Below are 24,970 nucleotides of genomic sequence, written 5' to 3' on the forward strand. Positions count from 1 at the left end.
TCCGCAGACGACGCGCCGCCGTTGCAGTGGACGCCGGCACTCCGTGCCGAACGCCGACTCCGCCGTGGAGCTGACGTCACCAGTCGTCATGTCAGCACCGCTCCGCAGTGACGGCCGGATCGCCCGCGATCCAGCCTGTGAGTCCACGTGCCCGCGCGGACCCACCGAAAACCGGCTACTGGACTGTAGTCACTCTGCGTTCGTGTCGAGCAGAGTCCTCCCGACTGCACATTACTGGTCACAGTGAGGGCGCCTGTCAGCGCTCGTTGCGTGTCATTTTTTGAGGCCAGATGAATTATGAAGTCTGGAGATGCGCCTGTGGCTATGCCTAGCACTCCACACGATCGTGGCTGAACCACCTCCACCCACCGCACGATCCGGCGTAGCCCTCCAGCGGGTAAGGAACTGTACTGGCTTGGTCTGCTTTGAATCGGCGAGAGAAGTCGCTCCATCACCTCGGCGATTGGCGCATGACGGCCAGGATTTCCGCGATCCTCTGCGGGAACGCCCTTGAGGAGGTCCTCCAGCGCAGGTGCGCAACAAAGGAGCCCTGGGTGCTCGTCGTGGCTCGTGCCCGTGCAGGGCAACGGCCAGCCAGGCCGCTACCGTGGTGCGTGGCGGTGGTAGTACCGGTCGTAGGCGTGGTGGTGAGCTGGCGGTGTCGGTCTCATCCTGGGCGAGTTGGAAGTGGGAGTGAGATCGCGAGGCCGTAGTCGGTAGCTAGAGAGTTGTCGGCCGTCGGTCAGGGATGTTCTCGAAGTGGGGCGCCCGAAGCGCAGCAGCAGACCACGCAAGCGTTCATGAACGCGATGCCGGCTTCCAGTCTCCTTCTCCACCATGGCGCAGGCGTCTGCAGCTCGGCCGCCTCCCATCACTGTCTCCGACTTGGGCGCCCAGCCAGTCGTGCAGATTCTGGGTGGGATGCCAGGCCTGAGGAACAAAGTGCGATGCTCGCCGTCGAGTAAGTTGCAGAGCCTGGAGAGTCGGGCGAGGATTTCTGGCCCCGCCTCCCCAGTAGGTGGCAGCCCGTTCCATGTCGGCTAGTTCTCACAGGGAGCGGCCGACCATGGTCTGAGTAGCACCCGCCAGTGGTGCATCAGGGGGAATCCGTTGTAAAGTCGCCCGCGAGTGGAACTTCGCAGTTCGTCGCTCGTCGTGCGCACGGCCAACTCGCGCCAGGCGGCGAAACGCTGCCGATCCGGCCGGATGCCGTAGTGACAGAAGACGGCAGGGGCGAACACATTCGCCGTGGAGTGAACGTTCTCCCTGGCGTCGCTCCAGGTCGGTCAGCCTGATCTGTTTGACGAAGACGGGATTCCGCCGATCTCCAGCAGGACTGTCCTCTCCGCCGATGCCGGCGCCGACCGCTGGAGCGGCGTCCACGGCATCGCGCAAGTGCTGATCGCTGCACCCCGTCAGCATCGTGGACACGGCATCGTGAGCGGCCAGGCGATCGCCGCGGGACAGACAGGCTTCTCCACGTACGCCCTCCAGTGAGGCGCCCGCCGCTGGTAGCCACCAACCTCAGCGACCACACGGACGGCCTGTGGGCTACTCTCTCTCACGCCGTGCTGAGCACTGCGCCGCCATTGCAGGTACCCCAACGATCTCCAGCAAATGCGCTCCCAGACACATGTGTGGCGGCGTACACCGACCTTGGGTCGGTGTACGCCGCCGTGGTGGACGCAGAGAGAGGGGGATGGCCTGCGTCGTTTTGGCTACTTGGGGTCGCTGTTGAACTGGGCCTTGGACCAGCGGGTAGCCGAGTGCGGTGAGGAGCGATGCACCAGGCGAGTGGCGATCCACCAGTTGTTGCCGATCTCGGTGCCGAGGAGCGAGGCCGCGGAGGGTCCCTCGATGGCGGGCGTGAAGGGCTGGTACTCGGCGATGGGCTGGAACCAGCCGGGCATCGAGTCGAGCGGGACGAAGGCGCTGGAGATGAGGGGGAGCAGGATCAGCTGGCATGGCGCGTTGTTGCTGGCTGCTTCGGCGGTGGGGGCTGCCGAGGCCCAGTGCCGACGGCGATCCAGGTGAAGGCGAGGGCGACGAGGGCGAGGTGGAGGCCGAAGCGCGGCGAGCCATTCCAGGACGGTGGCGTCGGTGGAGCGGAAGCCCATGGCGACGCCGACGGCGCCGACGAGGATGACGCTGATGAGGGTCTGCAGGACGCTGCCGACGACGTGTCCGAACAGGATGGAGCTGCGGTGGATGGCCATGGTGCGGAAGCGGGCGATGATGCCTTCGCTCATGTCCGTGGAGACGGAGACCGCGGTGCCGATGGTGGTGGAGCCGATCGTCATGAGGAGGATGCCGGGGACGATGTAGCGCGATGTAGCGGCGTCGCGGCCTGCTCCGCCGTCCTGCATGGCGTCTCCGAAGATGTACACGAAGAGCAGGAGCAGCATGACCGGGGTGAGCAGCAGGTTCAGAGTGAGTGAGGGGTAGCGCCGGGCGTGCAGGAGGTTGCGGCGCAGCATCGTGGACGAGTCACGGACGGCGAGGGAGAGGGAGCTCATCGCACGGCCTCCTTCGGCTGGGTCGGCTGGATCCGGCTGGTCGGGGACTGTGGTGGTGCTGGTGAGGGCGAAGAAGACGTCGTCGAGGTCGGGGGTGTGGACGGTCAGTCTCGTCGGCCTCTGATGCCGGCGGCGTCCAACTGGTCGAGGATCCGGCGGAGTTCGCGCTGGCTGCCGTCGCTGGGGACCTGGAGGGTGAGGGCTTCGTCGTCGCGGGTGGCTTCGCGGAGGGCGCCGGTGGCCGCGGACTGGTAGGCCAGGGGGTCGGTGAAGCGGAGGCGGACGTGGCCGCCCGGGATGAGGCGCTTGAGTTCGTCGGCGAGTGCCTTCGGCGGCGATCTTGCCGTCGTTGAGCACGGCGATGCGGTCGGCGAGTTCGTCGGCTTCTTCGAGGTACTGGGTGGTGAGGAAGACGGTGACGCCGTCGTTGACGAGTTCGCGGATGATGCCCCACATGTTGTGGCGGGAGCGGGGGTCGAGGCCGGTGGTCGGTTCGTCGAGGAAGATGATCCGGGGTTGCCGACCAGGGTCATGGCGATGTCGAGGCGGCGCTTCATGCCGCCGGAGTAGGTGGAGGCGGGCTTCTTGGCGGCGTCGGTGAGGTCGAAGCGGGTCAGGAGTTCGGCGGCGACGCGGCGGCCTTCCTCCTTGGGGGAGGTGGTGCAGGTCGGCCATGAGGAGCATGTTCTCCCTCGCCGGTGATCAGGCCGTCGACGGCGGAGAACCGGCCGGTGACGCCGATCGCGGCGCGCGGGCCGGCGTGTGCCTGGGTGGCGAGGTCGTGGCCGCCGACCTGATGGGGCCTGTCTGCCGTGGTCCGGGAGACGAGGGTGGAGAGGATCTTGACGGCGGTGGTCTTGCCGGCTCCGGTTGGGGCCGAGCAGGGCGAAGACGGTGCCTTCCTCGACGTTCAGGTCGATGCCGTCGAGGACGGTCTTGTCCCCGTAGGACTTGCGCAGCCCGTGCGCCGCGATGGCCAGGTTGGTCATGGGGATGCTCCTTCGAGGGCGGTGCGGGTCAGAGGCTGCGGGCGGCGATGTCGCCCTGGGAGGTGGTGGCGTGGATGGTCAGGCCGGGGGTGTCGTCGGAGTTCTTCAGCGTGTTGTGGATGCGGCCGTGTGAGGTGCCGGCGTCGAGGGTGGCGGAGATGCCGTGGGCCGCTCCGACGGTGATGTTGCCCATCTGGGTGGTGAGCTTTGAGGGTGCCGCGGGTGGCCTCGGTGATGTTCAGGTTGCCGCGCTGGGTGCTGATCTCGCCCGGGGCCGTTGAGGCGGCCGATGGTGATGTCGGCGTCGAGGCCGGTGAGGTGGCGCGTCGGTCTCGTCGAGCTCTGACGAGGCCGTGGCCGCCGTCGACGGCGACGTCGCCGAGGCGTCCGACGCCGCGGGAATTCGGCGGCGGCGGCCTTCGCCTCGACGCGGGAGCCGGTGGGAGTTGGACGGTGACCTCGACGGAGCCGGTGCTGCCGAGGAGCCGGTTCTGGGCTGGGGGCCCGACGTGCAGGGACCTCGTCGGCGTAGGCGACCCTCGACCTGTTCGGCGGCCTTGACGTCGCGGCCCTTGGCGGGTTGGCGGGCAGGATCTCGACGGTGGTGTCGGTGCGGTCGGCGGCGATGAGCTGGATGCGGCCGGCGGGATGTCGAGGACGGCCGAGACGGGGCGGGAGTGTCGAACTTCTGCATCGTGCCTCCTTCTCCGGTGGTGCGCGCCCCTTCCGGCCCGCTCTTCCGATGAGAGAAACACTACGTTGCATTCACTGATCCAGCAACAGGCTCGTTGCGTCAAATCGCCATAACCGCAGGTGATTAGAGGAAAGTTGTTGCAACGGTCTCACGCCTAACGCAACGATTGCGTTGACCAGTCGTTGCAATGATATGGAGGTGAACGCTATAGCAGGGCGGCGACCGCCAGACCGACCGCGGCCAGGCCGAGCACCATCGCGGCGAACGTCAGCCGCGTGCTGCCGGTCAGCACGTCCCAGCGGCGGACCGGGTCCTCGACGAAGCGCTTGGAGAGGTACGCGAGGACCAGCGCGGTCACCAGGACTCCCAGCCGCACCGGCGTGTCCAGCACTCCCCGGACACCGCGAGCGGCATCAGGATGAGCAGCGGCCAGTGCCAGAGGTAGAGCGAGTAGCTGATGTCGCCGAGGAGCTGGACCGGCTTCGAGGAGGTCACGGCGGTGTGCCATTGACGGCCGGGCGCGGTGCCCTGCGGCGATGATCAGGCCCGCGCCGAGCGTCGGCAGGAGCGCCGCGGAGCCGGGGTAGGGGTCAGGCCGGTGTAGTGCACGGCCGAGCCCACGAGCAGGGCGAGGCCGAGGAGGGAGGTCGCGGTGGCGAGGGCCTTGGGCAGGGCGAGCCGGGTGCCGGCCAGGGCGATGGCGGCGCCGATCGCGAACTCCCACACCCGGACCTGGGTGACGAAGTACGCCGCGGCGGGGTCGGACTCGGTGAGGCGGACGCACCAGAGCAGCGAGACGAGTCCCAGGCCCGTCGTGGCGGGCGATGCGGGCCAGCGGGGGGCGCGCAGCTTGAACAGGAGCAGCAGGAGCAGCGGCCACACGAGGTAGAACTGCTCCTCGACCGAGAGTGACCAGAAGTAGCGCCACGGCGGTGACCTTGTACGGGTCGACGGGTTCGGCGCCGAGCAGCCAGTTCTGTCCGTACAGGGCGCTGGCCAGTACCTGCGGGCGTGGTCGCCCCAGCGGTCCTGCGGGGCGAGGGTGTGCACGGCGACGACGACGCTGGTCAGGACGAGGAGGGCGGCGGGCAGCAGGCGGCGTACGCGCCGTGCGTAGAAGTCCGCGATCCGGATGCGGCCGGTGCCGTTGAGCTCGTGGATCAGCTGTGCACCGATGATGTAGCCGGAGATGACGAAGAAGGCGTCGACTCCGACGAATCCGCCGGTGAGGACGGTCGGCCACAGGTGGTGGAAGACGACGAGTCCCACGGCCAGGGCGCGCAGTGCTCTGGATGTCCGGGCGGAAGCGGGTCTTCTCGGTTTGGACGGCGCTCTGGTCTCTCGCGGATGAGCTCTTGGGTGGACATGGCACTCCTGGGCGCTGGTCGGTTGGGGTCGTGCGGGAGCGACCAGTGGCCTTGAGCTCCTGGTCTCGCGCCGGTGCAAGGGCGCTCGTCGGGGGAGCTTGCGTGGGTGGTGGCCCCCGGGTGGACGGTCTCAGGGGCGGCTGGAGCGTCACATGGGGTGTGGTCGATTCCGGCTGGTGCAGCGCGCCGTGCGCCCCGGCGGCGGGGGCGGTGCAGGGGCCTGTCCTGACGGCTGATCAAGTGCCTCTGGGTGTCGGCCGCTTCTGGAGGTCTGCTGAGGGGTGGTTCCAAGTCCCCGGAGAATTCGGCCGTTTGGCCGCGCCTTGGGCCACCGTGTACCTGGCCGAGCCGTCCGCCGGACCTTTCGCGCCCGGGCGGTCGGTCGCACGTGTCCCGCTCACCCCCACTCGATGGAAGCGCGGTTTCCTGTGGCTAGCCTTGTACAAACTCGGCCGCTTGCCTTCCGGCGGCGCGGCCTCGTCACCCTGCTGTGGGTCCTGATCGCTCGTGGCGTCGGTGCCGCAGGCCTCGGCGGCGCCCGCCCCGCCGACCGAGCAGTTCTCGATGCCGGGCACCGAGTCGCAGAAGGCGTTCGACCTGCTCGAGAAGAAGTTCCCCGCCGCCTCCGCCGACGGTGCCACCGCCCGTATGGTGATCCGCGCGCCCGAGGGCGAGAAGATCGCCGACGAGAAGGCGGCGATCGGCGCCGTCGGCGAGCTGGGGCGGGCGCCCCAGGTGGCGGGCGTCGCCGATCCGTTCGCGGCCCGCTCGATCAGTGCGGACGGCCGGACGGCCTATGCCGTGGTGACGTACAAGGTCACCGCGCCCGACCTCACCGACAAGGCGCACGACGCGCTCACCGCGGCGGCCGACCGGGCCCGTGACGGCGGGCTGACCGTGGAGGCGGGCGGTGACGCGGTCGCGGTCGACGCGGCCATGTCCGGCACCGGCGAGCAGATCGGTGTGCTGCTGTCGGCCGTCGTCCCTGTTCCTCACCTTCGGTTCGCTGATCGCCGCCGGGATGCCGCTGCTGACCGCCCTGATCGGGGTGGGTGTCGGCATCGTCCGCCATCGCCGCGCTCGGCTCCACGCTCGGGCTGTCCGCGACGACGTCGACGCTGGCGATGATGATCGGCCTCGCGGTCGGCATCGACTACGCCCTGTTCGTGGTGTCCCGCTACCGTGCCGAGATCGCCGAAGGGCACGAGCCGGCGAGGCCGCGGGCCGCGCGACGGGCACGGCCGGTTCGGCCGTCGTCTTCGCCGGGCTCACGGTCATCATCGCGCTGGCCGGTCTCGCGGTCGTCGACATCCCGGTCCTCACCAAGATGGGTCTCGCCGCGGCGGGTACGGTCGCCGTCGCCGTGCTGATCGCGGTCACCTTCGTGCCCGGCCCTGCTCGGCTTCGCGCCGCGCCGCGTGCTGCGGGTCGCGGACCGCCACCTCGTCAAGGTCAAGAAGCCGCTGTCGGCGCGCAAACAGGCCAGGTCCGAGGCGAAGGCCGCGAAGCGCTCGCGGCGCGTACCAGCCGAATCTGGCCACCCGCTGGGCCGCGTTCGTGGTCCGTCGCCCGCTGGGCGTGCTCCTGCTCGCCGTCGTCGGTCTCGGCGCGCTCGCGCTGCCCGCCACCAAGCTGGAGCTGGGGCTGCCCGGCGAGGGCACGATGGCGACCGACACCACCCAGCGCAAGGCGTACGACCTGCTGTCCGACTCCTTCGGGCCCGGCTTCAACGGCCCGCTGACCGTGACCGTCGAGGGACGGGGACGCGGCCGCCGCCGGCGACGAGGTCGGCGCGGCGCTCAAGAAGACCACGGGCGTCGACTCGGTGTCCGCGGCCACGCCGAACAAGGCGGGCGACACCGCGATCCTCTCCGTCGTCCCGAAGACCGGCCCGACCGACGCGACCACCGAGCGGCTGGTCAAGGACATCCGCGCGAAGGCCACGTCGCTCGCGGCGTCCGCGGGCGCCACCGAGATCCTGGGTGACCGGCCAGACCGCGCTGTTCATCGACTTCGGAGACCCTGTCCGACGCGCTGCTGCCCTACCTGGGCCTGGTGGTCGGTCTGGCCTTCCTGCTGCTGATCCTGGTGTTCCGCTCGATCCTGGTGCCGCTCAAGGCGGCCCCTCGGCTTCCTGCTCGGTGAGCGCGGCGCTCGGCGCGGTGGTCGCGGTGTTCCAGTGGGGCTGGGCGAAGGACGTCTCGGATCGAGCAGCCGGGGCCGATCATGACGACGATGCCGGATCTTCATGATCGGTGTGGTCTTCGGTCTGGCCATGGACTACGAGGTCTCTCCTGGTCACGCGGATGCGTGAGGCGTACGTCCACGGCGCGTCGGCGAAGGACGCCGTCGTCACCGGTTTCCGGCACAGCGGACGGTGGTCGCGGCCGCCGCCCTCATCATGATCAGCGTCTTCTCGGGCTTTCGTCGTCGAGGTCAACGACCTGGTGAAGATGATGGGCTTCGGTCTCGCCTCTGCCGTCCTGTTCGACGCCTCGTGGTCCGCATGGTGATCGTGCCCGCCGTGCACTCGCTGCTCGGTGACGCGGCCTGGTGGCTGCCGAAGTGGCTCGACCGGCTGCTGCCGAACGTCGACGTCGAGGGTGAGAAGCTGCAGCGGCGGCTGCGGCCCGCAACGGCGCGGGTGCCGCAGAGCCGGTCGGAGCACGAGCAGGACCTCGTGCACTGAGGGCGCCTCCGCGACCAACGGCGTCGCGGGCGCTCGTAGTGGTCAAAGAAGCGGATAACCGAACAGATCCCACCCTGCCTCTGGGGCACGACTCGGCCGAATGTCCTGGGTTGACCTTGACCCAAGGGCAGGGTGGACGCTGCTCGTATGACCAGTTCAGCTCTCTCGCCCCGGACCGGCATGGTCCCCGTCGACGACACGGCCCTGGCCGTCACCGACACCCGTGGCCCCGGCCGGGCCGTCGTCCATCTGAACGGCTTCTACGCCGATCAACGGCCCTGGCGGCCGGTGATCGCCGAACTCGGCCCCGGCTGGCGGCACATCACCTTCGACGAGCGGGCCCGCGGCTGCTCCAGGCGGTCGGCGGACTACTCCTTCGAGGCGTGCCTCCGGGACATCGACGCCGTCGTCGCGGCGACCGGTGCGGAACGGCCGCTGCTCGTCGGCTGGTCCTACGGCGCGGCGCTCGCGGTGCACTGGGCCGGCCGGAATCCGGACCGGGTGCTCGGGGTGGTGTGCGTCGACGGCGCCGTACCGTACGGGCTGACCGGCGAGGAGGACAGGCGCGGATCCGGCGGCTGTTCCGGCGGATGCGGCTGCTGCTGCCGCTGCTGCGCCCGTTCGGCCTGGCCGCGCGGATGAGCGCCGACCAGCATCGCGGACATCAACATCGAGGCGAACGAGCTCAACGCTCTCCATCGGGCCGGTCCTGGACCGGGTGCCCTGCCCGGTGCGGTACGTCCTGGCCACGGGGGCCAGTCTCGGCGGGGGCGAGGAGGAGATGGAGCAGATGCGGGCCTCGCTCGATCCGGTGCTCGCCCGGAACCCGAACATCGAGGTGAGCGCGAAGGTGGCGAGCAACCACTCGAAGGTCCTGCGCAGGGATCTTCTGCGCGGTCGCGGACGCGGTCCGCGAGATCGCGGCCGCCCACGACCAGGGGACCGGCTGAGCGCATGGTGTACGGACTACGATCGGTCAGGTCGCCGCGTTCGCCGGCGTCACGGTGAAGACCGTGCGCCACTACCACCGCCTCGGCCTGGTCGACGAACCGGAGCGGGACCGGTCCGGCTACCGGCGGTACGGATCACCCGACATGGTGCGGCTGGTGCAGGTCCGCACGCTCGCGGGGGCGGGCGTGCCGCTGGTGGAGATCGGGGGCTGCTCGACGCCGGTCCCGAGCGCCCGCCGCCGCCCTGGACGACGTGGAGCGCCGGCTCACCGACCGGATCGCGGAGCTGACCGCGCGGCGCACGGTGCTGCGCCGGCTCGCCGCGGGTGACCGGCTGCTGCTGCCCGGAGCGGGCCTGTGCGGCCCTGGACCTGATGGCCGAGCTCGGTTTCGGTGCCGATTACGTGGCGCTTCAGGAGGAGGCCCTGATACTGGCCCGTGCGCTGGTGCCGGAGGTCTTCGACAGTTTCCCTGGCCCAGTTGGAGCGCGGGCTCGGCGATCCGCAGTACGTGGCGTTGATGAAGCGCTGCCGGGAGTGCCGAGTCGTGGGATGCGGACGACCCGCGGCTCGACGAGCTCGCCGCCGCCCTGGCGGCGAAGCTGCTGGCCGACCGCGAACTGCTGGCGATGCCCGCCGAGTTCGAGGCGCGGCCGGACGCCGCCACCCGCTACGGCCTGATCAACCATCACCGGGAGGACCAGGCGCCGGCCGCCGCCCGCCTGAACGAGCTCCTTGGAGGCGCATCTGCGGGCGGTCGGCGTCGACATCCCGCACCAGTGACCGGGGCGGGTGGAGGCCTGGCAGGTCAGAGGACGGCGCCCCTCCTTCGTCCCGGCGGCGCAGCGTGGGCCGGCTGAGCGGGCGAGGTCCCGCCACATGTCGGAGAGGGCGATGACGGTGCGGGCGGGCGAACAGCCGCCGGATCGACACCTCTTGGTCGAGTTCCGTGCGGATCAGGCCGACGAGCCTGATGGCGCGCAGCGAGTTGCCGCCGAGGTCGAAGAAGTCCTCGTCGATGCCGACCCGGTCGAGTTCGAGGACGTCGGCGAAGGCCGCGGCCAGGGCCCGCTCGGTGTCGTTGCGCGCGGGCCCGGTACGTGCCGTCGTCGAAGGTGGGCTGCGGCAGCGCAGCCCGGTCGACGCGTCCGTCCGACGTCATCGGCAGGCGGTCGAGGACGGTGATCACCGTGGGCACCATGGGCTCCGGGAGCCGGCCCGCGGCGAACCGGCGCAGTTCCTCGGCCAGTTCGGCCGGATCGGCCTGCCCGTCCTGTCCGGCTGGTTCGGCGGGTCCCGCCGGTCCGGCCGGGGAGGCCGGGACGACGTAGGCCACGAGCCGGCGCTGTCCGGAGGCGTCGTCCCTGGCGACGACCACCGCCTGGGCGAGGCCGGTGTGTTCGGCCAGTGCCTCCTCGACCTCGGCCGGTTCGACCCGGACTCCCCGGACGTCGATGTGGGCGTCGGTGCGGCCCACGTGGGTGAGCCGGCCGTCGGCGTCCCTGCGCACCCGGTCGCCGGTCCGCTGCATGAGAGCGCCGGCCGGTCCGAACGGGCAGGGGCACGAAGCGTCCGCGGTCCGTGCGGGGCTCCCGGGGCAGCCGCGGTACGGCGGGCCCGGCGACGTACAGTTCTCCGGTGACGCCGACGGGGACGGGCGCGAGGCCCGGGCCCAGGACGTAGGGCGGTTTCGGCGGTCGGGGCGTTCGTGTCGACGGTCGTCAGGCCAGGGGCAGGCCTCCTGTACGCGGCGCAGTGCGGCGGCGGGGGACGCGGTCGCCGCCGGTCCAGACGGTGTGCAGTCCCGCGAGGTGGTCGGGGCGCTGCGCCGCGATGGTCGTGAACAGGCCGGCGGGCAGCCACACCGCGGTGATGTCGTCGGCCGCGCGGGCCTGGTCAGCGCGTCCACGTCGAGGTCGCCGGGCGGGGCGACGACCACGCGGCCGCCGTTCAGCAGGGTGCCCACAGGTCGAGGGCGAGGGTGTCGGAGGTGCGTGCGTGCCACAGCGACGGTGCCCCGGGCCGCGTCCTGCCAGTGCCGGTCCGTGACGTGGTGCGCCAGGTTGCCGTGGTGACGGCAACTCCCGTAGCGCCACCGGGTGTTGTGGGTCGTCGGGCAGCACGGCCAGGAGGTGGTCCGGCCGCGGCGGGCGGGGGCCGCGGTGCGTCGTCGTGGTCCGGCGGGAGGGCGTCGAGCAGCAGGACCGGCACCGGGAGGCCGTCAGGAGCGTTCCGGCGGTCGTGGTGTCGGTGAGCAGGGCGCGCGCCGGGGTGGCGCCGTCGCCGATGCGCGCCGCGATCAGCGGTGCGGGGAGCGCCCAGGGTCGATCGGCAGGTGGGCTCCGCCCGCCTTCACCACGCCCAGCAGGGCGACGGCCAGGTCCACCGACCGGGGCAGCGCCACGGGCGACGACGGTCTCGGGTCCGACGTGCGCGCCGGCGCAGCGCCTCGGCGACGCGGTCCGAGCGCTCGTCCAGTTCGCGGTACGAGACGGTCTCGTCGCCGGGACACGAGGGCGACGGCGTCCGGGGCGCGTTCCACCTGGTGGGCGAACAGTTCGCCGGGCGTCGGCCCCGCCGTGGTGTCCGTGGCGGGCGGTGCGCTCAGCACGCGGTCGCTCGGCGCCGCCCAGGACGTCCAGTGCGCCGACCGGCCGGTCGTCGGCGGCCACCAGGGCGCGGACGTGGTCGATCAACTCGGCGCCGATGAAGTGGAGTTCGGCGCGGGAGTACAGGCGGGTGGGGGCGTCGAGCCGGAGGTACAGGTCGCTGTCGGCGGTCCCGTCGTTGTAGACGGCGATGGACAGTTCGTCGAAGGCGCCGGTCGTGCCGCCGAGGTAGCGCGCCGGGCTGTCGGCGAAGTGGAGCTGCTCGACGAAGTCGACGACGTTCTGATGACGGCGCCGAAGCTGCCGCGGTCGCCGGGGGGCGGTGTCGCTCGCGCGCTGGATGTCCGAGTAGTGGCAGGCGGTGTGGCCGAAGAGTTCGTACGTCTCGTCGACCATGGCGTCGGCGATCTCGGTGAAGGTCGCGCCGAGGCGGGACCCGTACGCGTACGGGCACGACGTTCACGGCCAGTCCTGGGGTCCGGCTGGCGACGCCGACCCGGCTGCCCACGGCCAGGAGAGCAGGAAGTCCGGGCGGTCGCAGCGGTGCCGGAAGCAGACGGCGGCGGCCGAGGTCAGCATCGTGGACATCCACACGCCCAGGGTCTGCGCGGCGTCGGTCCAGGTGTCCGCCTCGGCGCGCGGCACGGTCAGGGGTGCGGCTGACCATGCCGATGGGTTCGGTCAGTCTGCCCCAGCGTCGGCGTCGCACGTCGGCGCGGCGAGCGCGGTCCGGGTCGCTTGGGCAGGGCGATGCGCGGACCTGGGCGGGCGGGGCGCGTCGGCTCAGGTAGTCGCGCCAGAACGCGGTGTCCTCGGCGAACGTCGGGGAGTCGGTACTGCTCGGTCTCGGCGGCGAACGACTCGACGTCCCAGGGTGCGGCAGCTCCGGTACCTGCCGTCCGCGGGCGAGTGCCGCACACCTCGGCGAGGCGCTTCGAGAGCAGCGCCGCCGGTGCCGAAGCCGTCGGAGACGAGGTGGTGGTAGGCGATCACCACGAGGGAGCGGGTCGCCGCGAGTTTCACCACGCCGAGCCGGAAGAGCAGGTCGCGCTCCAGGTCGAACGGTGTGCGCAGCAGGTCGGCCAGGGCGGTGCGCGCGGCCTGTTCGGGGTCGGGCTCGGCGCTGACGTCCAGGTGGAAGGGCCGCCAGTCCCCCAGTGCGCGGGGGTGAGCCGCAGTCCGCCGCCGTCGTCGGCGAAGGTGACGCGGAGTACTCCGCTTCGTCGAGCACGTGCAGGGAACGCGGATTCCATGACGGCGGCGTCGAGTTCACCGGCCACGTCCCACATGGTCAGCGCATGGTTCAGCGTGTCGGGAGACACCTTCTCCGCCAGCCACAGTCCTTTATGCGCAGACGACGCGCTGAACGAACGCACACGGATCGAAACCCTCAGAGAACAGGTCCGGGAATCGCGGAAATCGCGGGGATGCGCAGATCACCTCCACTTTCTGGGAAGTGAATCAGCCGTTCAAGACAGCTGGGGGCCGGCGGACGGGGCGCTGTGGGTTTGCGGTGTCCCGCCGGCGGGACGGGTCTACGCGGTGGTGCGGGGTGCGCCGGGCCAGCCAGGGAGGACACGAGGTGTCCGGGGCGATGCGGCGCGGGGACGGGTGGCGCAGCACCAGGTTCGCCCGCAGCCTGAGTCCGGCCGACGCGCTGAGGCGTTTGCTCAGTTCGACGGAGAGCAGGGAGTCGAAGCCGATCTCCTTGAACTCCTGGTCGGGGTCGAGGGATTGGTGGAGGAGTGGCCGAGGACGACGGCGACCTTCTCCAGGACGTGGTCGAGGACGAGCTGCTGCGCCTGGTCGTCGGGTAGGGCGGAGATCCTCTCCGGCAGGGGTTCGCCCGGTCGTCGTCGGCGGGCGGTTCCGTGGCCGGGGTGATCTCGGCGGCCGCGGTGGGCGAGGAGTTCAGCCAGAACCGCTGCCGCTGGAACGCGTACGTCGGCAGGTCCGCCTTGGGGCGGGGCCGAGCAGGGCGTCCCAGTCCACGGTCCCGCCCCGCACGTACAGCTGCGCGAGGGAGCCGACGAGGGACTGCACTTCGTTGCGGTCGCGGCGGGCCGAGTGACAGGACCAGCGCGTCGTCGAGGTCCCTCGACGGTCTCCCTGCACGGGGACGGTGAGGACGGGGTGCGGCTCATCTCGATGAACGTCCGGAATCCGTCGTCGGCCAGCTGCCGGACGGACGTGGCGAAGAGGACCTGTTCGCGCAGGTTGTCGTACCAGTACGCGCCGGTCAGTGCCGCGGTGTCGATGACCTTGCCGTAGAGGGTGGAGCAGAAGGGCAGCGTCGACGTCCGGGGGGCTGATGTCGGACAGGGCGTCGATCACCTGGTCGCGGACGCGGGTCACGTGGGGCGAGTGGGAGGCGTAGTCGACCGAGATCCGGCGGGCCTGGACGCCGTCGGCCTTCATCTTCTCCACGAACTCGTCGAGCGCGTCCGGTTCTCCGGACACCACCACAGGGAGCGGGGGGCCGTTGACGACGGCGACGCTCACCGTGTCGCTCCACGGGGCGAGCGCCCGGGCCACGACGTCCGCGGATTCGGCGACCGACGCCATGCCGCCGTGGCCGATCAGGTCGATGAGGGCCTTGCTGCGCAGTGCCACGACCTTGGTGGCGTCGCGCAGGGACAGGGCGCCGCAGACGTGGGCGGCGGCGATCTCGCCCTGGCTGTGGCCGACGACCGCGGCGGGTTCCACGCCCCAGGAGCGCCACAGCGCGGCCAGGGACACCATCACGGAGAACAGCGCGGGCTGCACGACGTCCACCCGGTCGAGGGTCGGTGCCCCCTCGGTGCCGCGCAGCACGTCGAGGGAGGGACCAGTCGACCCACTCGGCGAGGGCGTCCGCGCACGCGTCGAGGGACTGCGCGAACACCGGGAAGGCGTCGTACAGTTGCGCGGCCCATGCCGGCCCACTGCGAGCCCTGGCCGGGGAACATGAAGGCGACCCGGCCGGGGTTCCCTGCGCTGCCCCCGACCACGGCGGTGGACTCCGTGCCGCCGGCGAGCGCTGCAAGGCCGTTCGTCAGTGCGTCGCGGTCGGGGCCCAGGACCACGGCACGGTGCTCGAAGCGCGTCCGGTCCGACACGAGCGTCGCACCGATGGCGGCGATGTCGGCGGTGTCGGCGGTGTCGCCCGCATCGGTGCCGGGGCGGGCGGTGACGAAGTCGCGGAGCTTGGCGGCCTGGCGCTCCAGGGCTGCCGCGTTCTTGCCCGACAGCACCCAGGGGACGAGGCCGCCCGTCACGGCCTCGGGCCGCCGGGGCCTGGCCCACCGGGTCCGCCGGTTCCTGCGGCGGGGCCCTTTCCAGGATCACGTGCGCGTTGGTGCCGCTGACGCCGAACGACGACACGGCGGCTCCGCCGCGGCCCGTCGCCCCGTCCATTCCCGTCCCTCGACGAGGAGCTCGACGTCGCCCGACGACCAGTCGACGTGCTTCGAGGGGGTGTCCACGTGGGAGGGTCTTGGGCAGGCGCCCGTGGCGCAGCGCCAGGATCGGACTCTGATGACCCCGCCGACGCCGGCGGCGGCCATGGAGTGACCGATGTTCGACTTCAGCGATCCCAGCCAGAGCGGCCGGCCCGCCGCCCTGCCCCTGCCCGTACGTGGCGAGCAGGGCGCCCGCCTCGATGGGGTCGCCGAGCGTGGTGCCGGTGCCGTGCGCCTCGACCAGGTCCACGTCGGCGGCGGCGACGCCCGCGTTCGCCAGTGCCTTGCGGATCACGTTCTCCTGGGCGCGGCCGTTGGGTGCGGTCAGGCCGTTGCTGGCCCTGTCCTGGTTGACGGCGGAGCCGCGCAGGACGGCGAGCACGGGGTGGCCGGCCTCGTCGGGCGTCGGACAGCTGCTCCAGGAGGAGCACGCCGACGCCTTCGGCCCAGCCGGTCCCGTCCGCTCCGTCGGCGAAGGCCTTGCACCGGCCGTCGGCGGATGGCGGCGCCCTGCCGGGAGAACTCCACGAAGAACGAGGGGGTCGCCATCACCGACGCGCCGCCCGCGAGGGCGAGCGAGCACTCGCCCGACCGCAGCGACTGCGCCGCCAGTGTGGAGGGTCACCAGCGACGACGAGCAGGCGGTGTCCACCGACACGGCGGGCCCGGTCAGGCCCAGTTCGTAGGCGACGCGGCCGGACGCGACGCTCAGGGCGCTGCCGTACAGCAGGTGGCCCTCCAGTTCCCGCTGTCCCGCCTCCAGGAACCGCCATCCGTACTCGGACGAGCTCACGCCTGAGAAGACGCCGACGTCGGTGCCCCGTACGTCGGCGGGGACGATGCCCGCCCGTTCGAAGGCCTCCCACGACGTCTCCAGGAGGAGGCGGTGGTGCGGGTCGATGGCGAGGGCCTCGCGCGGGCTGATGCCGAGCAGCCGTGCGTCGAACGCGGCCGCGCCGGTCAGGACCGCCGTGCCGGGTGTACGAGCGCGACGGTGTCGGGGTCCGGGTCAGACGTCGCGCCAGCCGCGGTCCGTGGGGAAGGTGTCCACGGCGTCCCGGGCCTCGCGGAGCATGTCCCACAGGTCCTCGGGGTGGCCACGCCGCCGGGGTAGCGGCAGGCCATGGCGATCACGGCGATCGGGCTGCCGCGGCCGGCCTTCAGGGCGTCGTTCTCCTGGCGGAGGCGGTCGCGCTCTCGATGAGTGCGTCGCAGCGCCCGCTGGACCCGGTCCGCGCCGTCCGCCGTGCGATCCGCGGAGTTGGTCATGGTCACTACCTCCTTCTCGTCCAGGGCCAGGTCGACCAGTGCGTCCAGGTCGAGGTCCGACAGTTCGTCCGCGGTCACGTCCAGCTCGGCGCCGGTGTCCGAGGCCCGTCCGCCGTCGTCCGTCGGGGACGTGGCGGCGCAGGCCAGACCAGGTCCAGAGGCCCGCGCGCCGCAGGCCCTCGATCGATACGTGCCGCAGGGCCTCGCGGATCCCGGCGTCCTCAGCGTTTCGGCGGTGCCGGCCGGGTCCGGTCGGGTGCGGGGAGCGCAGCAGGCCGTGCAGGTGCTCGCCCATCTCGTGGGGGTCGGGTGGTTGGAAAACGAGGGTGGACGGCAGCCGCAGTCCGGTCGCGGCGGCCAGGCGGTTGCAGAGTTCGACCGAGGTCAGCGAGTCGAAGCCGAGCTGGGTGAAGGTCTGGCCGGCATCCACGGCCGCGCCGGAGGGGTGGCCGAGCACGACGGCGACCTGGTCGCGGACCCAGTCGAGGACGGCTGCCGCCGCTTCGTCGGCGGGCAGGGCGGCGAGCCTGGCGGTCAGGCGGGCCTTCGTCCTGGGACGGCCGGGCCCGGTGCGGCGGGTCCTGCCGGTGGTGGCGAGGTCGCGCAGGAGGAGCGGTACGTCGTCCACGGCCCTGTCCGCAGGGCGGCGACGTCCACGCGGGGCGGGGACGGAGACCGGCGCGCCGGCGGCGCACGCCGCGTCGAACAGGGCGAGGGCCTCGGGTGTCGGCATCGCGGCGATGCCCGCGCGCCGCAGCCGGGAGAGGCCGGTGTCGTCCAGGGTCCCGGTCATGCCACTGCTCTGTTCCCACCAGCCCCAGGCCAGCGAGGTGCCGGGCAGCCTGGACGCTCCTGCGGTGGGCGGCCAGTCCGTCCAGGAAGGCGTTGCGCCGCGTAAGTCTCGCCTGTCCGCCGCCGCCGAGCGTAGACCCGCGAGGGCGGGAGAACGCGACGAACGCCGACAGGGGCCGGTCCCTGGTCAGTCTGCAGGTTGACGGCGCCGCCCGCCTTGGCGTGCAGGACGTGGTCGAGGCTCTGGGTCAGGGACTCGACGGTGCCGTCGGCGAGGACGCCGGCCGCGCGCACGACGGCGGTGAGCGGGCACCGCGCGCAGGTCCGCGAGCAGGGCGGCAGAGGGCGGTCCGGTCCAGACGCCGCAGGCCACGACCTTTCACCTCCGCGCCCGCGCCGGTGAGCGCGCCCGCGACCAGCTCGCGCCCTGTCGGCCGCCGCTCCCCGTCGGCCGGCCAGCACCAGACTGCGGGACGCCGTGCTCGGTGACGAGGTGGCGTGCCACGAGGGAGCCCACGCCGCCGGTGCCGCCGGTGACGAGGACGGTGCCGCCGCCGAAGCCGCCGCCCACGTCGAGCACGAGCTTGCCGGTGTGGCGGCCCTGGCTCATCTCGCGGAACGTGGCGCGCGCGTCGCGGACGTCGCGGACGGTGACCGGGTTCAGGCGCACCCGGCCGTCGGCGAACAGGTCCAGCACGGTCCGGAACATGGCGTGGATCGCGTCGGGTCCCGCCTCGTAGAGGTCGAAGGCCTCGTAGGCGACGCCGGGTGGTCGGCACGCCACGCGCGGTGCGGCTCGCGGATGTCGGTCTTGCCCATCTCGACGAAGTCGCCGCCCCGGGGCAGCAGCGTCAGCGAGGCGTCCACGAAGGCGTGGGCGAGGGGAGTTCAGGACGACGTCCATGCCGTGCCGTCCGACGTGGCGAGGAACTTCCGCGCGAACTCCAGGTCGCGGGAGGACGCGAGGTGGTCGTCGTCGAGGCCCAGGGCGCGCAGGGCGGGCCACTTGGCCGGGCTTGCGGTCGCGTAGATCTCGGCGCCGGCGTGCCGGGCCAGTTGGACGGCGGCCATGCCGACGCCGCCCGCCGCGGCGTGGATGAGGACCCGCTGCCCCTTCTCGAGCTTCGCGACGTGGAAGAGCCCGTGGTACGCGGTAGGAAGGTAGTCGGCACGGACGCCGCTCCGGCGTAGCTCCACCCGTCGGGGATCGGCATGAGCATGCGGTGGTCCGCGACGGCGACGCGGCCGAAGGCGCCGGTGAAGATGCCGGTGACGCGGTCGCCTGGGGCCAGCCGGGTCACGTCGTCCGCGACGTCGAGGACGACTCCCGGCGCCCTCGCTGCCGAGTCCGGCGTCGATGGCGGTGCGGTCGACGAGGCCCAGCGCGATGGTGACGTCACGGAAGTTGGAGCCCGGCGGCCTGTACGGCGATGCGGACCTGCCCGCTGGTCAGGGGCTCAGTGACTTCGGGGCACGGCACCCAGGTCAGGTTCTCCAGGGTCCCCTTGGTCGGGATGCCGAGCCGGTGCGGGCCGTCCGCGGGCGGCTCGATCCGCTGGTCGGCGGGCGGGGGCGGGGGGCGAGGCGGGGGACGAGGAACGTGCCGTCGCGCAGGGCCAGTTGGTCCTCGGCCAGGGCGAGCGCGTCCGGGAACCGGGCCCAGGACGTCTCGTCGTCGTCGATGTCCAGGGAGCCGGAACCTGCCGGGGTGCTCGGTCTGGGCGGACCGGACCAGGCCCCACACGGAGGCTCCGGGAGGCTGTCCACGCCCTCGCCCGCATTGGTGGAAAGGGCGCGGCGGGTCAGCACGGACAGCGTTGTTCCGGCGAGCGTGTCGTCGGCGAGGAACCGCTGGATCCAGTCCAGTACGTACTGTCGGTGTCGGCCACCTCGGCGAGCAGGTCGCGGTCGGTGCCGAGGGCGGTGGGGTCGGGGGACGGTGGGGTCGGGGGCGGTGTCGTCGACGCACAGGACGAGATGCCGGGGGCTTCCTGCCCAGAAGCCACGCCGACGACCTCGTCGAGGGACGCGGCGTGCGTGACGTTCTCGCCGCCGGTCTCGACGAGCCGGGCGGCCAGGCCGTTCTTCGCTCCCACAACTCCCCATGAAGCAGCGGGAGTTGATTGACCGCCTGATGGGGCCGTGCGCCATTCCACCGCGTAGAGGCTGCGCCGGGCGCACCTGGTCGGACTCGCGGGGCGGAACGTGAGTGTCTCGACGTGTGCGGTGCCGCGGCCCTCCTCGTCGGCGATCGTCAGCGACACGGCGCCCTCGCCGACCGGGGGAGAGCCTGACCCGTACGGTCGGGCCGCACACGCCGGTCAGGGCGGCCCCTGACCAGGCGAACGGCATCCAGCCCTGCTCGCCCGTCACCTCGATGACGCCGCCGGCCACCGCCGCGTGCAGGACGGTGTCGAGCAGCGCCGGGTGCAGGGCGAACGTCCCGCCCGCCTGCTGGGTGTTCTCCGGCAGGGTGGCGAGGGCGTAAAGGTCGTCGCCGTGCCGCCGGACCTCGCGCAGTCCGCGGAACGCGGGAGCCGTAGTCGAAGCCCGCGTCGGCGAAGGAGTCGTAGAGGCCGTCGATGGCGAGCGGTGTCGCGTCGGCCGGTGGCCGGGCGGCGCGCGTGCGGGGCGCCGGTCCGCAGGGGCGTCCGGCGCCAGGGTGCCCTGTGCGTGCCGGGTCCAGCCGCCCGCTGTCGGGCTGTCGTCGGCGGGACGGGCGTGCACCTCCAGGGCGCGGCGGCCGGACTCATCGGGTGCGCCGACGACGACCCGGACCTGGACCTCGCCCGTGTCGGGCAGGATCAGGGCACTTCCAGGGAGAGTTCCTCGACCGTGGCGCATCCGACGCGGTCGCCCACCGACAGGGCGAGGTCGAGGTGGGCCGTGGCCGGGACGACGACCGCGCCGAACACGGTGTGGTCGGCCAGCCAGTCGTGGGTGCGCAGGGACCACAGGCCGGTGAACACCACCTCGTCGGTGCCGGGGCGGTCCACCGCGGCGCCGAGCAGCGGGTGGCCGGGGGCCGACAGGCCGGCGGCGGCGACGTCCGCCGTGTCCTGCCCGGCGAGGAAGTCCATCCAGTAGCGCTGCCGCTGGAACGCGTACGTCGGCAGGTCCACCTGTCGGCGCGGTCCGAACACCGCGTCCCAGTGCACGGACGCGCCCCCGGACGTGCAGCTGGGCGAGCGCGGCGGCCAGCGCTCTGACCGGCCCGCGGTCCCGCCGCGACGACGACACGACGATGGTGTCGTGCGCGCCCGCGGCGGAGAAGGTGTCCTGGGTGATGCTCGCGAGCGTCGAGCCCGGCCCGACTTCGATGAACACGTCCGCGCCGGCCTCCCGGGCGCACTCGACGGCGTCGTGGAAGCGGACGGGTTCGCGGACGTGGCGCACCCAGTGCTCCACGGACGTCAGTTCCTGGAGCGTGGCCGGGCGGCCGAGCCTGGTCGAGACGACCGGGATCGTCAGCTCGCCCGTGGGGAGTTCGCCGAGCGCGGCGGCGAACTCGTCCAGACCGGGTCCATCAGCGGGGAGTGGAAGGCGTGGTCGACGGCGAGGAGCTTCGCCGAGGTGCCGCTCGGCGACGAGCGCAGGTCACGGAGCGCGTGGACCTGGTCGCGCGCGCCCGAGACGACGACGGACTCCGGGCCGTTGACGGCGGCGATGCCGACCCGGTCGTACGCGTCGAGCAGCGGGCCCACCCTGGGCTTCGGAGGCGCGGACGGCGAGCATGGCGCCGGGCTCGGTGACCGTCTGCATGGTCCGTCCGCGGGCGGCCACGAGGCGGGTCGCGGTGTCGAGGCCGAGGACTCCGGCGACGTGGGCGGCGGCGATCTCGCCGACGAGAGTGGCCGATCAGGCGGTCGGGCCGGGGGCAGTACCGGGCCATGAGCCGGTACAGGGCGACCTGGAGGGCGAACAGGGCGGGTTGCGCGACGTCCGTAGCGTCGCGCTGCGCGGGCTCGTCAGCGAGGAGTGAGGGGCTTGAGGGCGAAGGGGAGGTGCGCGTCGAGTGTGCGCAGGTCTCGTCGAGGCTCTGCGCGAAGACGGGGAAGGTGTCGTACAGCTCGCGGGCGGCTCCGGCCCAGGGCGAGCCCTGTCCGGGGAACATGAAGACGGTTCCGGCGGGCTCGCCCGCGACGCCGCGGCTACGACGGCCGTGGACTCCGTGCCGTCGGCGAGCGTGGCCAGCGCGCTCAGGAGTTCCTCCCGGTCGCGGCCGTGGACGACCGCGCGGTGGTCGAGGTGGGAGCGGCTCGACGTCAGCGACCAGCCGATGTCGGCGACGTCGAGGTCGTCGTCGGCCGCGGCGAAGGCGCGGAGTTTCGCCGCCTGGCCCGCACGCGCGCTCCGACCGTGCCGAGAGGACCCAGGGCACCAACTCGCCTTCCACGGACGGGACTTCACCCACGTGGTGCGGGTCCGGTTCGGCCTCGGGGGGCTGTTCCAGGATGAGGTGGGCGTTCGTGCCGCTGGCTCGAAGCTGGAGATGCCGGCGCGGCGGGGGCGGTCCGGCGCGTCCGGCCACTCCCTCGCCTCGGTCAGCAGCCGCACCGCCCCGGACGACCAGTCCACATGCGTCGACGGGCGGTCCACGTGCAGCGTCTTCGGCAGCACACCGTGCCGCATCGCCATGATCATCTTGATGATGCCGCCGACGCCCGCGGCCGCCTGCGTATGACCGGTGTTCGACTTCAACGAGCCGAGCCACAAGGGCCGTTGAGGGGTCGCGGTCCCTGGCCGTACGTCGCCAGCAGGGCCTGTGCCTCGATGGGGTCGCCCAGGGTGGTGCCGGTGCCGTGCGCCTCGACCACGTCGACGTCGTCCGCCTGGAGCCGGGCGTTCGCCAGCGCGGCCCGGATCACCCGCTGTTGGGCGGGCCGCTGGGCGCGGTCAGGCCGTTGGACGCGCCGTCCTGGTTGATCGCGGAGCCGCGGATGACCGCCCAGATCCGGCGGCCGTTGCGCCGCGCGTCCGAGAGGCGTTCCAGCACCAGCACGCCGACGCCCTCGGCGAAGCCGGTGCCGTCCGCCGCCTCCGCGAACGCCTTGCAACGCCCGTCCTCCGACAGACCCCGCTGCCGCGAGAACTCCCGGAACACCTGCGGCATCGCCATGACGGTCGACGCCGCCGGCCAGGGCGAGCCCGCACTCGTCCTGGCGCAGCGACTGCACCGCCTGGTGCACGGCCACGAGCGACGACGAGCACGCGGTGTCCGTCGAGAGCGCCGGGCCTTCGAGACCCAGGGGACGTACGCCACGCGGCCGGACGCCACGCTCAGCAGGGAACCGGTCTGGGCGTAGCCGGAATGGCCTCGGGCGTGGAGAAGTGGCTGCCGTAGCCGAAGTAGGCGAGGCCGGCGAACACGCCGGTGCTGCTGCCGCGCAGGGAGTCGCCGGGTCGATGCCGGCGCGCTCCAGGGACTCCCAGGAGGTCTCCAGGAGGAGGCGCTGCTGCGGGTCGGCGGCGAGCGCCTCGCGCGGGGCTGATCCCGAAGAACTCGGCGTCGAAGTCGCCCGCGTCGTACAGGAATCCGCCCGAGCCCGTGCGGCAGCTGCCCGGCCGGTCCTGGTCCGGGTCGGACAGTTCCGCCAGGTCCCAGTTGCGGTCGTCGGGGAACGCCGACACGGCGTCCGTGCCGGTGCGCACCAGCTCCCACAGCTCTCGGGGACGCCGCGCCGCCCGGGAACCGGCAGGCGACGCCGACCACGGCGACGGGTTCGGCCGCGGCCTCCGTCACTTCGCTTCAGGCGCTTGCGGGTCTCGATGAGCTCGATCGAGGGTCCGCTTGAGGTAGTCGAGAACCTCGGCGTTGTTGTCGTTGGTCATCGCCTCTCTCTAGCCGAGCTCTTTGTCCAGGAGCGAGAGGAGTTCTCCCCGCCGAGGCCGAACTGATCCGGTCGACGAGGGCGACCAGTGATCCCTCGCCCACCATCGAGCGGACCCTGCCCTGCACCTCGCCGAGCAGCGTGGACAGGGCGGCCTTGCCCTCGTCGGCGAGGTCGAGGAACGCGTCCTCGATGCGGGCGCCGAGCCCTTCGATCTCCGCGGCCAGGTGATCGGCCGGGGACCGGGGTGCGGTACCGGGTGCTTCGGCACCGGATCCCTGGGTGCCGCCGGTGTTCAGGAACTGCGCGAGGGCGCCGCGGGTTCGGGTGGTCGAAGACGAGGGTGGCGGGCAGGGTGCGGCCGGTCGCCGCCGCCAGCCGGTTGCGCAGGTCGAGCGCCGTGAGCGAGTTGATGCCCAGTTCCTTGAAGGTGGCGGTGGAGCCGATCCGTCCGCCGCCGGAGTGGCCGAGGACGAGGGCGGTCTGCGCCCGTACGGCGTCGAGCAGCACGGTCTCCGCCTCGCCGGGCGGCAGCGACCTGAGCCGCTCCGCGAGTCCGGTGTCGGCGGGCCCGGGGGCCGACGGGTCGGCGGCGGGGTCCGCGGGTGTGCCGAGCAGCCCGCGCAGGAGCGGCGAGGCCCGGCCGGTCGGCCCGCGGCAGGCCGGGGGGCCGGGAGGTCGAGCAGTGCGGGCACCAGGACCGGTTCGTCCCGGGTGATCGCCGCGTCGAAGAGGGCGAGCCCCTCGGCGCGTCGGCAGCGGCAGCACGCCCTGCCGTCGCAGGCGTACGACGTCCCTCCTCGCCGATGTCGGCGATCATCTCGCTGCGTTCCCGGCCCACAGGCCCCAGCACAGGGAGCGGGCCGGGAGTCCCGTGGCGTGGCGAGCTTCGGCGAGGCCGTCGAGGAACGCGTTGGCCGCCGCGTAGTTGGCCTGTCCGGCCGTGCCCACGACGCCCGCGACCGAGGAGAACAGACGACGAACGCAGGAGAGGCCGAGGTCGCGCGGTCGGTTCGTGCGAGGTGCCAGGCGCCGCGCACCTTCGGGGCGAGACCGCGTCCAGGCGGTCCCCGGTCAGCGCCGCGACGACGCCGCTCGTCGAGCACGCCCGCGCAGTGGATCACCGCGGTCAGCGGCTGCTCGGGCGGCATCGCGGCGAGCACCTCGGCGACGGACGCGGTCCGTGAGACGTCGCAGGCCACGACCTCCGTCCGGGCGCCTGCCGCGGTGAGTTGGGCGCGCAGGTCCGCCGCGCCAGGGGGGCCTCCGGTCCGCGCCTGCTGGTCAGGACGAGGCTGCGCACTCCGTGCCGTTCGACGAGGTGCCGGGCGAGGAGGGCGCCGGCCGCCGGTGCCGCCGGTGATCAGGATCGGTCCCGGTGCCGAGGGCGGGCGGGGCGTCCGGCGTGCGGCCCGGGGCTTCCGGGGCGGGGGTGAGTTGGGGTGGTGACGCTGCCCGACCTGATTCTCGAGCTGGGCCTCCCCGGTCGCGGCGGCCGCAGGGATGCGGGCCCACGAGAGCCGGGCCGACCGTCGGTGTCCACGAGCGTGAACCGTCCTGGGTTCTCGGTCTGCGCGGTGCGCAGGAAGCCCCAGGCCGCGGAGGCCGCGGGCTCCCGGGGCTGCTCCCGGTTCCCGTGGCGGACGTACTCGTGGCGGACGCGTGCTGGTCGTGGAACGCGTTCGTCGTGACGACGACCAGGCGTGAGTCGGCGAACCGGTCGTCGGCGGCGCCGCGTTGCGTCCACCGCAGCAGCCGGTGGAGGTTCCGCTCGGCGACAGCGGGGGACGTCGGGGACGTCGCCCGCCCCCGCCATCGCCCGTCC

At 72.4% G+C, this 24,970-nt stretch carries 25 protein-coding genes and 14 pseudogenes; 3 read left to right on the top strand and 36 right to left on the bottom strand.

The features are described 5' to 3' along the window. Positions 1-1,718: 1,718 nt before the first annotated feature. From RBJ77_RS61690 to RBJ77_RS61715, 6 genes and pseudogenes are all read right to left on the bottom strand, one after another. Positions 1,719-2,516 (bottom strand): annotated as a pseudogene (locus RBJ77_RS61690) (ABC transporter permease). A gap of 24 nt (positions 2,517-2,540) precedes the next feature. Continuing rightward, a pseudogene (locus RBJ77_RS61695) lies at positions 2,541-3,505 on the bottom strand (ATP-binding cassette domain-containing protein); the annotation flags it as partial. A gap of 28 nt (positions 3,506-3,533) precedes the next feature. Beyond that, entirely contained in the window at positions 3,534-3,698 is a 165-nt protein-coding gene (locus tag RBJ77_RS61700) for a hypothetical protein (RefSeq protein WP_372352872.1), read from the bottom strand. A gap of 706 nt (positions 3,699-4,404) precedes the next feature. Beyond that, on the bottom strand, positions 4,405-4,557 hold the full coding sequence (locus tag RBJ77_RS61705) for a hypothetical protein (protein ID WP_372352873.1): 153 nt from the start codon (positions 4,555-4,557) through the stop codon (positions 4,405-4,407). Then, entirely contained in the window at positions 4,554-4,694 is a 141-nt protein-coding gene (locus RBJ77_RS61710; RefSeq protein ID WP_372352874.1) for a hypothetical protein, read from the bottom strand. Before RBJ77_RS61710 ends, RBJ77_RS61705 begins: the two co-directional genes overlap by 4 nt. 45 nt (positions 4,695-4,739) lie before the next feature. After that, the gene (locus tag RBJ77_RS61715) at positions 4,740-5,645 is read right to left on the bottom strand and encodes an acyltransferase family protein (RefSeq protein WP_372352875.1); all 906 of its coding nucleotides are present in this window, start codon (positions 5,643-5,645) and stop codon (positions 4,740-4,742) included. Between the two features lie 347 nt (positions 5,646-5,992). Here RBJ77_RS61715 and RBJ77_RS61720 point away from each other — a divergent pair. The 3 genes and pseudogenes from RBJ77_RS61720 (at position 5,993) to RBJ77_RS61730 (ending at position 9,535) form a co-directional block, all read left to right on the top strand. After that, positions 5,993-8,255, top strand: a pseudogene (locus RBJ77_RS61720) (MMPL family transporter). Between the two features lie 147 nt (positions 8,256-8,402). Continuing rightward, positions 8,403-8,897, top strand: coding sequence for an alpha/beta fold hydrolase (locus RBJ77_RS61725; protein ID WP_372352876.1), 495 nt, complete (start codon positions 8,403-8,405; stop codon positions 8,895-8,897). 371 nt (positions 8,898-9,268) lie between these two features. Next, on the top strand, positions 9,269-9,535 hold the full coding sequence (locus RBJ77_RS61730; protein WP_372352877.1) for a MerR family transcriptional regulator: 267 nt from the start codon (positions 9,269-9,271) through the stop codon (positions 9,533-9,535). 350 nt (positions 9,536-9,885) lie between these two features. Here the strand turns inward: RBJ77_RS61730 and RBJ77_RS61735 are convergent, their stop codons facing one another. The 30 genes and pseudogenes from RBJ77_RS61735 to RBJ77_RS61880 all read right to left on the bottom strand — a co-directional run bounded on the left by RBJ77_RS61735 (position 9,886) and on the right by RBJ77_RS61880 (position 24,961). Further along, positions 9,886-10,338, bottom strand: coding sequence for a phosphopantetheine-binding protein (locus RBJ77_RS61735; RefSeq protein WP_372352920.1), 453 nt, complete (start codon positions 10,336-10,338; stop codon positions 9,886-9,888). Between the two features lie 73 nt (positions 10,339-10,411). Then, positions 10,412-10,735: pseudogene (locus RBJ77_RS61740) on the bottom strand (hypothetical protein); the annotation flags it as partial. Positions 10,736-10,925: 190 nt separating this feature from the next. Next, positions 10,926-12,209: a hypothetical protein gene (locus RBJ77_RS61745; protein WP_372352878.1), complete on the bottom strand. Its 1,284-nt coding sequence runs from the start codon at positions 12,207-12,209 to the stop codon at positions 10,926-10,928. A 63-nt stretch (positions 12,210-12,272) separates the two neighbouring features. Next, complete coding sequence (locus RBJ77_RS61750) at positions 12,273-12,458, bottom strand: hypothetical protein (protein ID WP_372352879.1); 186 nt, start codon at positions 12,456-12,458, stop codon at positions 12,273-12,275. Between the two features lie 138 nt (positions 12,459-12,596). Beyond that, positions 12,597-13,061, bottom strand: coding sequence for a condensation domain-containing protein (locus RBJ77_RS61755; RefSeq protein ID WP_372352921.1), 465 nt, complete (start codon positions 13,059-13,061; stop codon positions 12,597-12,599). 213 nt (positions 13,062-13,274) lie between these two features. After that, positions 13,275-13,517, bottom strand: coding sequence for an acyl carrier protein (locus tag RBJ77_RS61760; RefSeq protein WP_372352922.1), 243 nt, complete (start codon positions 13,515-13,517; stop codon positions 13,275-13,277). 207 nt (positions 13,518-13,724) lie between these two features. After that, positions 13,725-14,588: an acyltransferase domain-containing protein gene (locus tag RBJ77_RS61765; RefSeq protein ID WP_372352923.1), complete on the bottom strand. Its 864-nt coding sequence runs from the start codon at positions 14,586-14,588 to the stop codon at positions 13,725-13,727. Continuing rightward, positions 14,555-15,070, bottom strand: a complete 516-nt coding sequence (locus tag RBJ77_RS61770) for a hypothetical protein (protein ID WP_372352880.1) — start codon at positions 15,068-15,070, stop codon at positions 14,555-14,557. Before RBJ77_RS61770 ends, RBJ77_RS61765 begins: the two co-directional genes overlap by 34 nt. Positions 15,071-15,136: 66 nt before the next feature. Further along, positions 15,137-15,391 (bottom strand): hypothetical protein, encoded by a 255-nt coding sequence (locus RBJ77_RS61775; RefSeq protein WP_372352924.1) that lies wholly within the window; start codon positions 15,389-15,391, stop codon positions 15,137-15,139. A 79-nt stretch (positions 15,392-15,470) separates the two neighbouring features. Continuing rightward, positions 15,471-15,635: pseudogene (locus tag RBJ77_RS61780) on the bottom strand (hypothetical protein); the annotation flags it as partial. Between the two features lie 79 nt (positions 15,636-15,714). Then, positions 15,715-15,802, bottom strand: a pseudogene (locus tag RBJ77_RS61785) (hypothetical protein); the annotation flags it as partial. A gap of 121 nt (positions 15,803-15,923) precedes the next feature. Then, positions 15,924-16,217 (bottom strand): annotated as a pseudogene (locus tag RBJ77_RS61790) (beta-ketoacyl synthase N-terminal-like domain-containing protein); the annotation flags it as partial. A 45-nt stretch (positions 16,218-16,262) separates the two neighbouring features. Continuing rightward, on the bottom strand, positions 16,263-17,315 hold the full coding sequence (locus RBJ77_RS61795) for a beta-ketoacyl reductase (RefSeq protein WP_372352881.1): 1,053 nt from the start codon (positions 17,313-17,315) through the stop codon (positions 16,263-16,265). A gap of 378 nt (positions 17,316-17,693) precedes the next feature. Next, positions 17,694-18,218, bottom strand: a complete 525-nt coding sequence (locus tag RBJ77_RS61800) for a zinc-binding dehydrogenase (RefSeq protein ID WP_372352882.1) — start codon at positions 18,216-18,218, stop codon at positions 17,694-17,696. Beyond that, positions 18,203-18,511 (bottom strand): hypothetical protein, encoded by a 309-nt coding sequence (locus RBJ77_RS61805; protein ID WP_372352883.1) that lies wholly within the window; start codon positions 18,509-18,511, stop codon positions 18,203-18,205. The genes RBJ77_RS61800 and RBJ77_RS61805 overlap by 16 nt, the downstream gene beginning before the upstream one ends. Before the next feature lie 288 nt (positions 18,512-18,799). Continuing rightward, positions 18,800-19,123 carry a hypothetical protein gene (locus RBJ77_RS61810; protein ID WP_372352930.1) on the bottom strand — a complete coding sequence of 108 codons (324 nt, stop codon included), beginning with the start codon at positions 19,121-19,123 and terminating at the stop codon, positions 18,800-18,802. Further along, a complete protein-coding gene (locus RBJ77_RS61815; RefSeq protein WP_372352931.1) occupies positions 19,117-19,410 on the bottom strand; it encodes a hypothetical protein in 294 nt (97 codons plus the stop codon). The genes RBJ77_RS61810 and RBJ77_RS61815 overlap by 7 nt, the downstream gene beginning before the upstream one ends. A 235-nt stretch (positions 19,411-19,645) precedes the next feature. Next, positions 19,646-20,158 (bottom strand): annotated as a pseudogene (locus tag RBJ77_RS61820) (polyketide synthase dehydratase domain-containing protein); the annotation flags it as partial. Next, positions 20,119-20,472, bottom strand: a complete 354-nt coding sequence (locus tag RBJ77_RS61825; RefSeq protein WP_372352884.1) for a hypothetical protein — start codon at positions 20,470-20,472, stop codon at positions 20,119-20,121. The gene RBJ77_RS61825 and the pseudogene RBJ77_RS61820, both read right to left, overlap by 40 nt. Positions 20,473-20,539: 67 nt before the next feature. Beyond that, positions 20,540-20,830 (bottom strand): annotated as a pseudogene (locus RBJ77_RS61830) (acyltransferase domain-containing protein); the annotation flags it as partial. Next, positions 20,782-21,018, bottom strand: coding sequence for a hypothetical protein (locus RBJ77_RS61835; RefSeq protein ID WP_372352885.1), 237 nt, complete (start codon positions 21,016-21,018; stop codon positions 20,782-20,784). The pseudogene RBJ77_RS61830 and the gene RBJ77_RS61835, both read right to left, overlap by 49 nt. Before the next feature lie 203 nt (positions 21,019-21,221). Continuing rightward, a pseudogene (locus tag RBJ77_RS61840) lies at positions 21,222-21,428 on the bottom strand (acyltransferase domain-containing protein); the annotation flags it as partial. 137 nt (positions 21,429-21,565) lie between these two features. Then, positions 21,566-22,182 (bottom strand): annotated as a pseudogene (locus RBJ77_RS61845) (polyketide synthase); the annotation flags it as partial. Continuing rightward, on the bottom strand, positions 22,179-22,427 hold the full coding sequence (locus RBJ77_RS61850) for a beta-ketoacyl synthase N-terminal-like domain-containing protein (protein WP_372352886.1): 249 nt from the start codon (positions 22,425-22,427) through the stop codon (positions 22,179-22,181). The pseudogene RBJ77_RS61845 and the gene RBJ77_RS61850, both read right to left, overlap by 4 nt. 46 nt (positions 22,428-22,473) lie before the next feature. Then, positions 22,474-22,758: pseudogene (locus RBJ77_RS61855) on the bottom strand (beta-ketoacyl synthase N-terminal-like domain-containing protein); the annotation flags it as partial. A 94-nt stretch (positions 22,759-22,852) separates the two neighbouring features. Continuing rightward, a pseudogene (locus RBJ77_RS61860) lies at positions 22,853-22,966 on the bottom strand (hypothetical protein); the annotation flags it as partial. A 176-nt stretch (positions 22,967-23,142) separates the two neighbouring features. Beyond that, positions 23,143-23,913 (bottom strand): acyl carrier protein, encoded by a 771-nt coding sequence (locus RBJ77_RS61865; protein WP_372352887.1) that lies wholly within the window; start codon positions 23,911-23,913, stop codon positions 23,143-23,145. A 48-nt stretch (positions 23,914-23,961) separates the two neighbouring features. Continuing rightward, positions 23,962-24,096: a KR domain-containing protein gene (locus RBJ77_RS61870; RefSeq protein ID WP_372352888.1), complete on the bottom strand. Its 135-nt coding sequence runs from the start codon at positions 24,094-24,096 to the stop codon at positions 23,962-23,964. 77 nt (positions 24,097-24,173) lie between these two features. Next, positions 24,174-24,515, bottom strand: a pseudogene (locus RBJ77_RS61875) (KR domain-containing protein); the annotation flags it as partial. Continuing rightward, positions 24,509-24,961: a hypothetical protein gene (locus RBJ77_RS61880; protein WP_372352889.1), complete on the bottom strand. Its 453-nt coding sequence runs from the start codon at positions 24,959-24,961 to the stop codon at positions 24,509-24,511. The gene RBJ77_RS61880 and the pseudogene RBJ77_RS61875, both read right to left, overlap by 7 nt. Positions 24,962-24,970 lie beyond the last annotated feature (9 nt).

The organism is Streptomyces sp. KL116D (assembly GCF_030766975.1).
GTDB lineage: Bacteria > Actinomycetota > Actinomycetes > Streptomycetales > Streptomycetaceae > Streptomyces > Streptomyces longispororuber_A.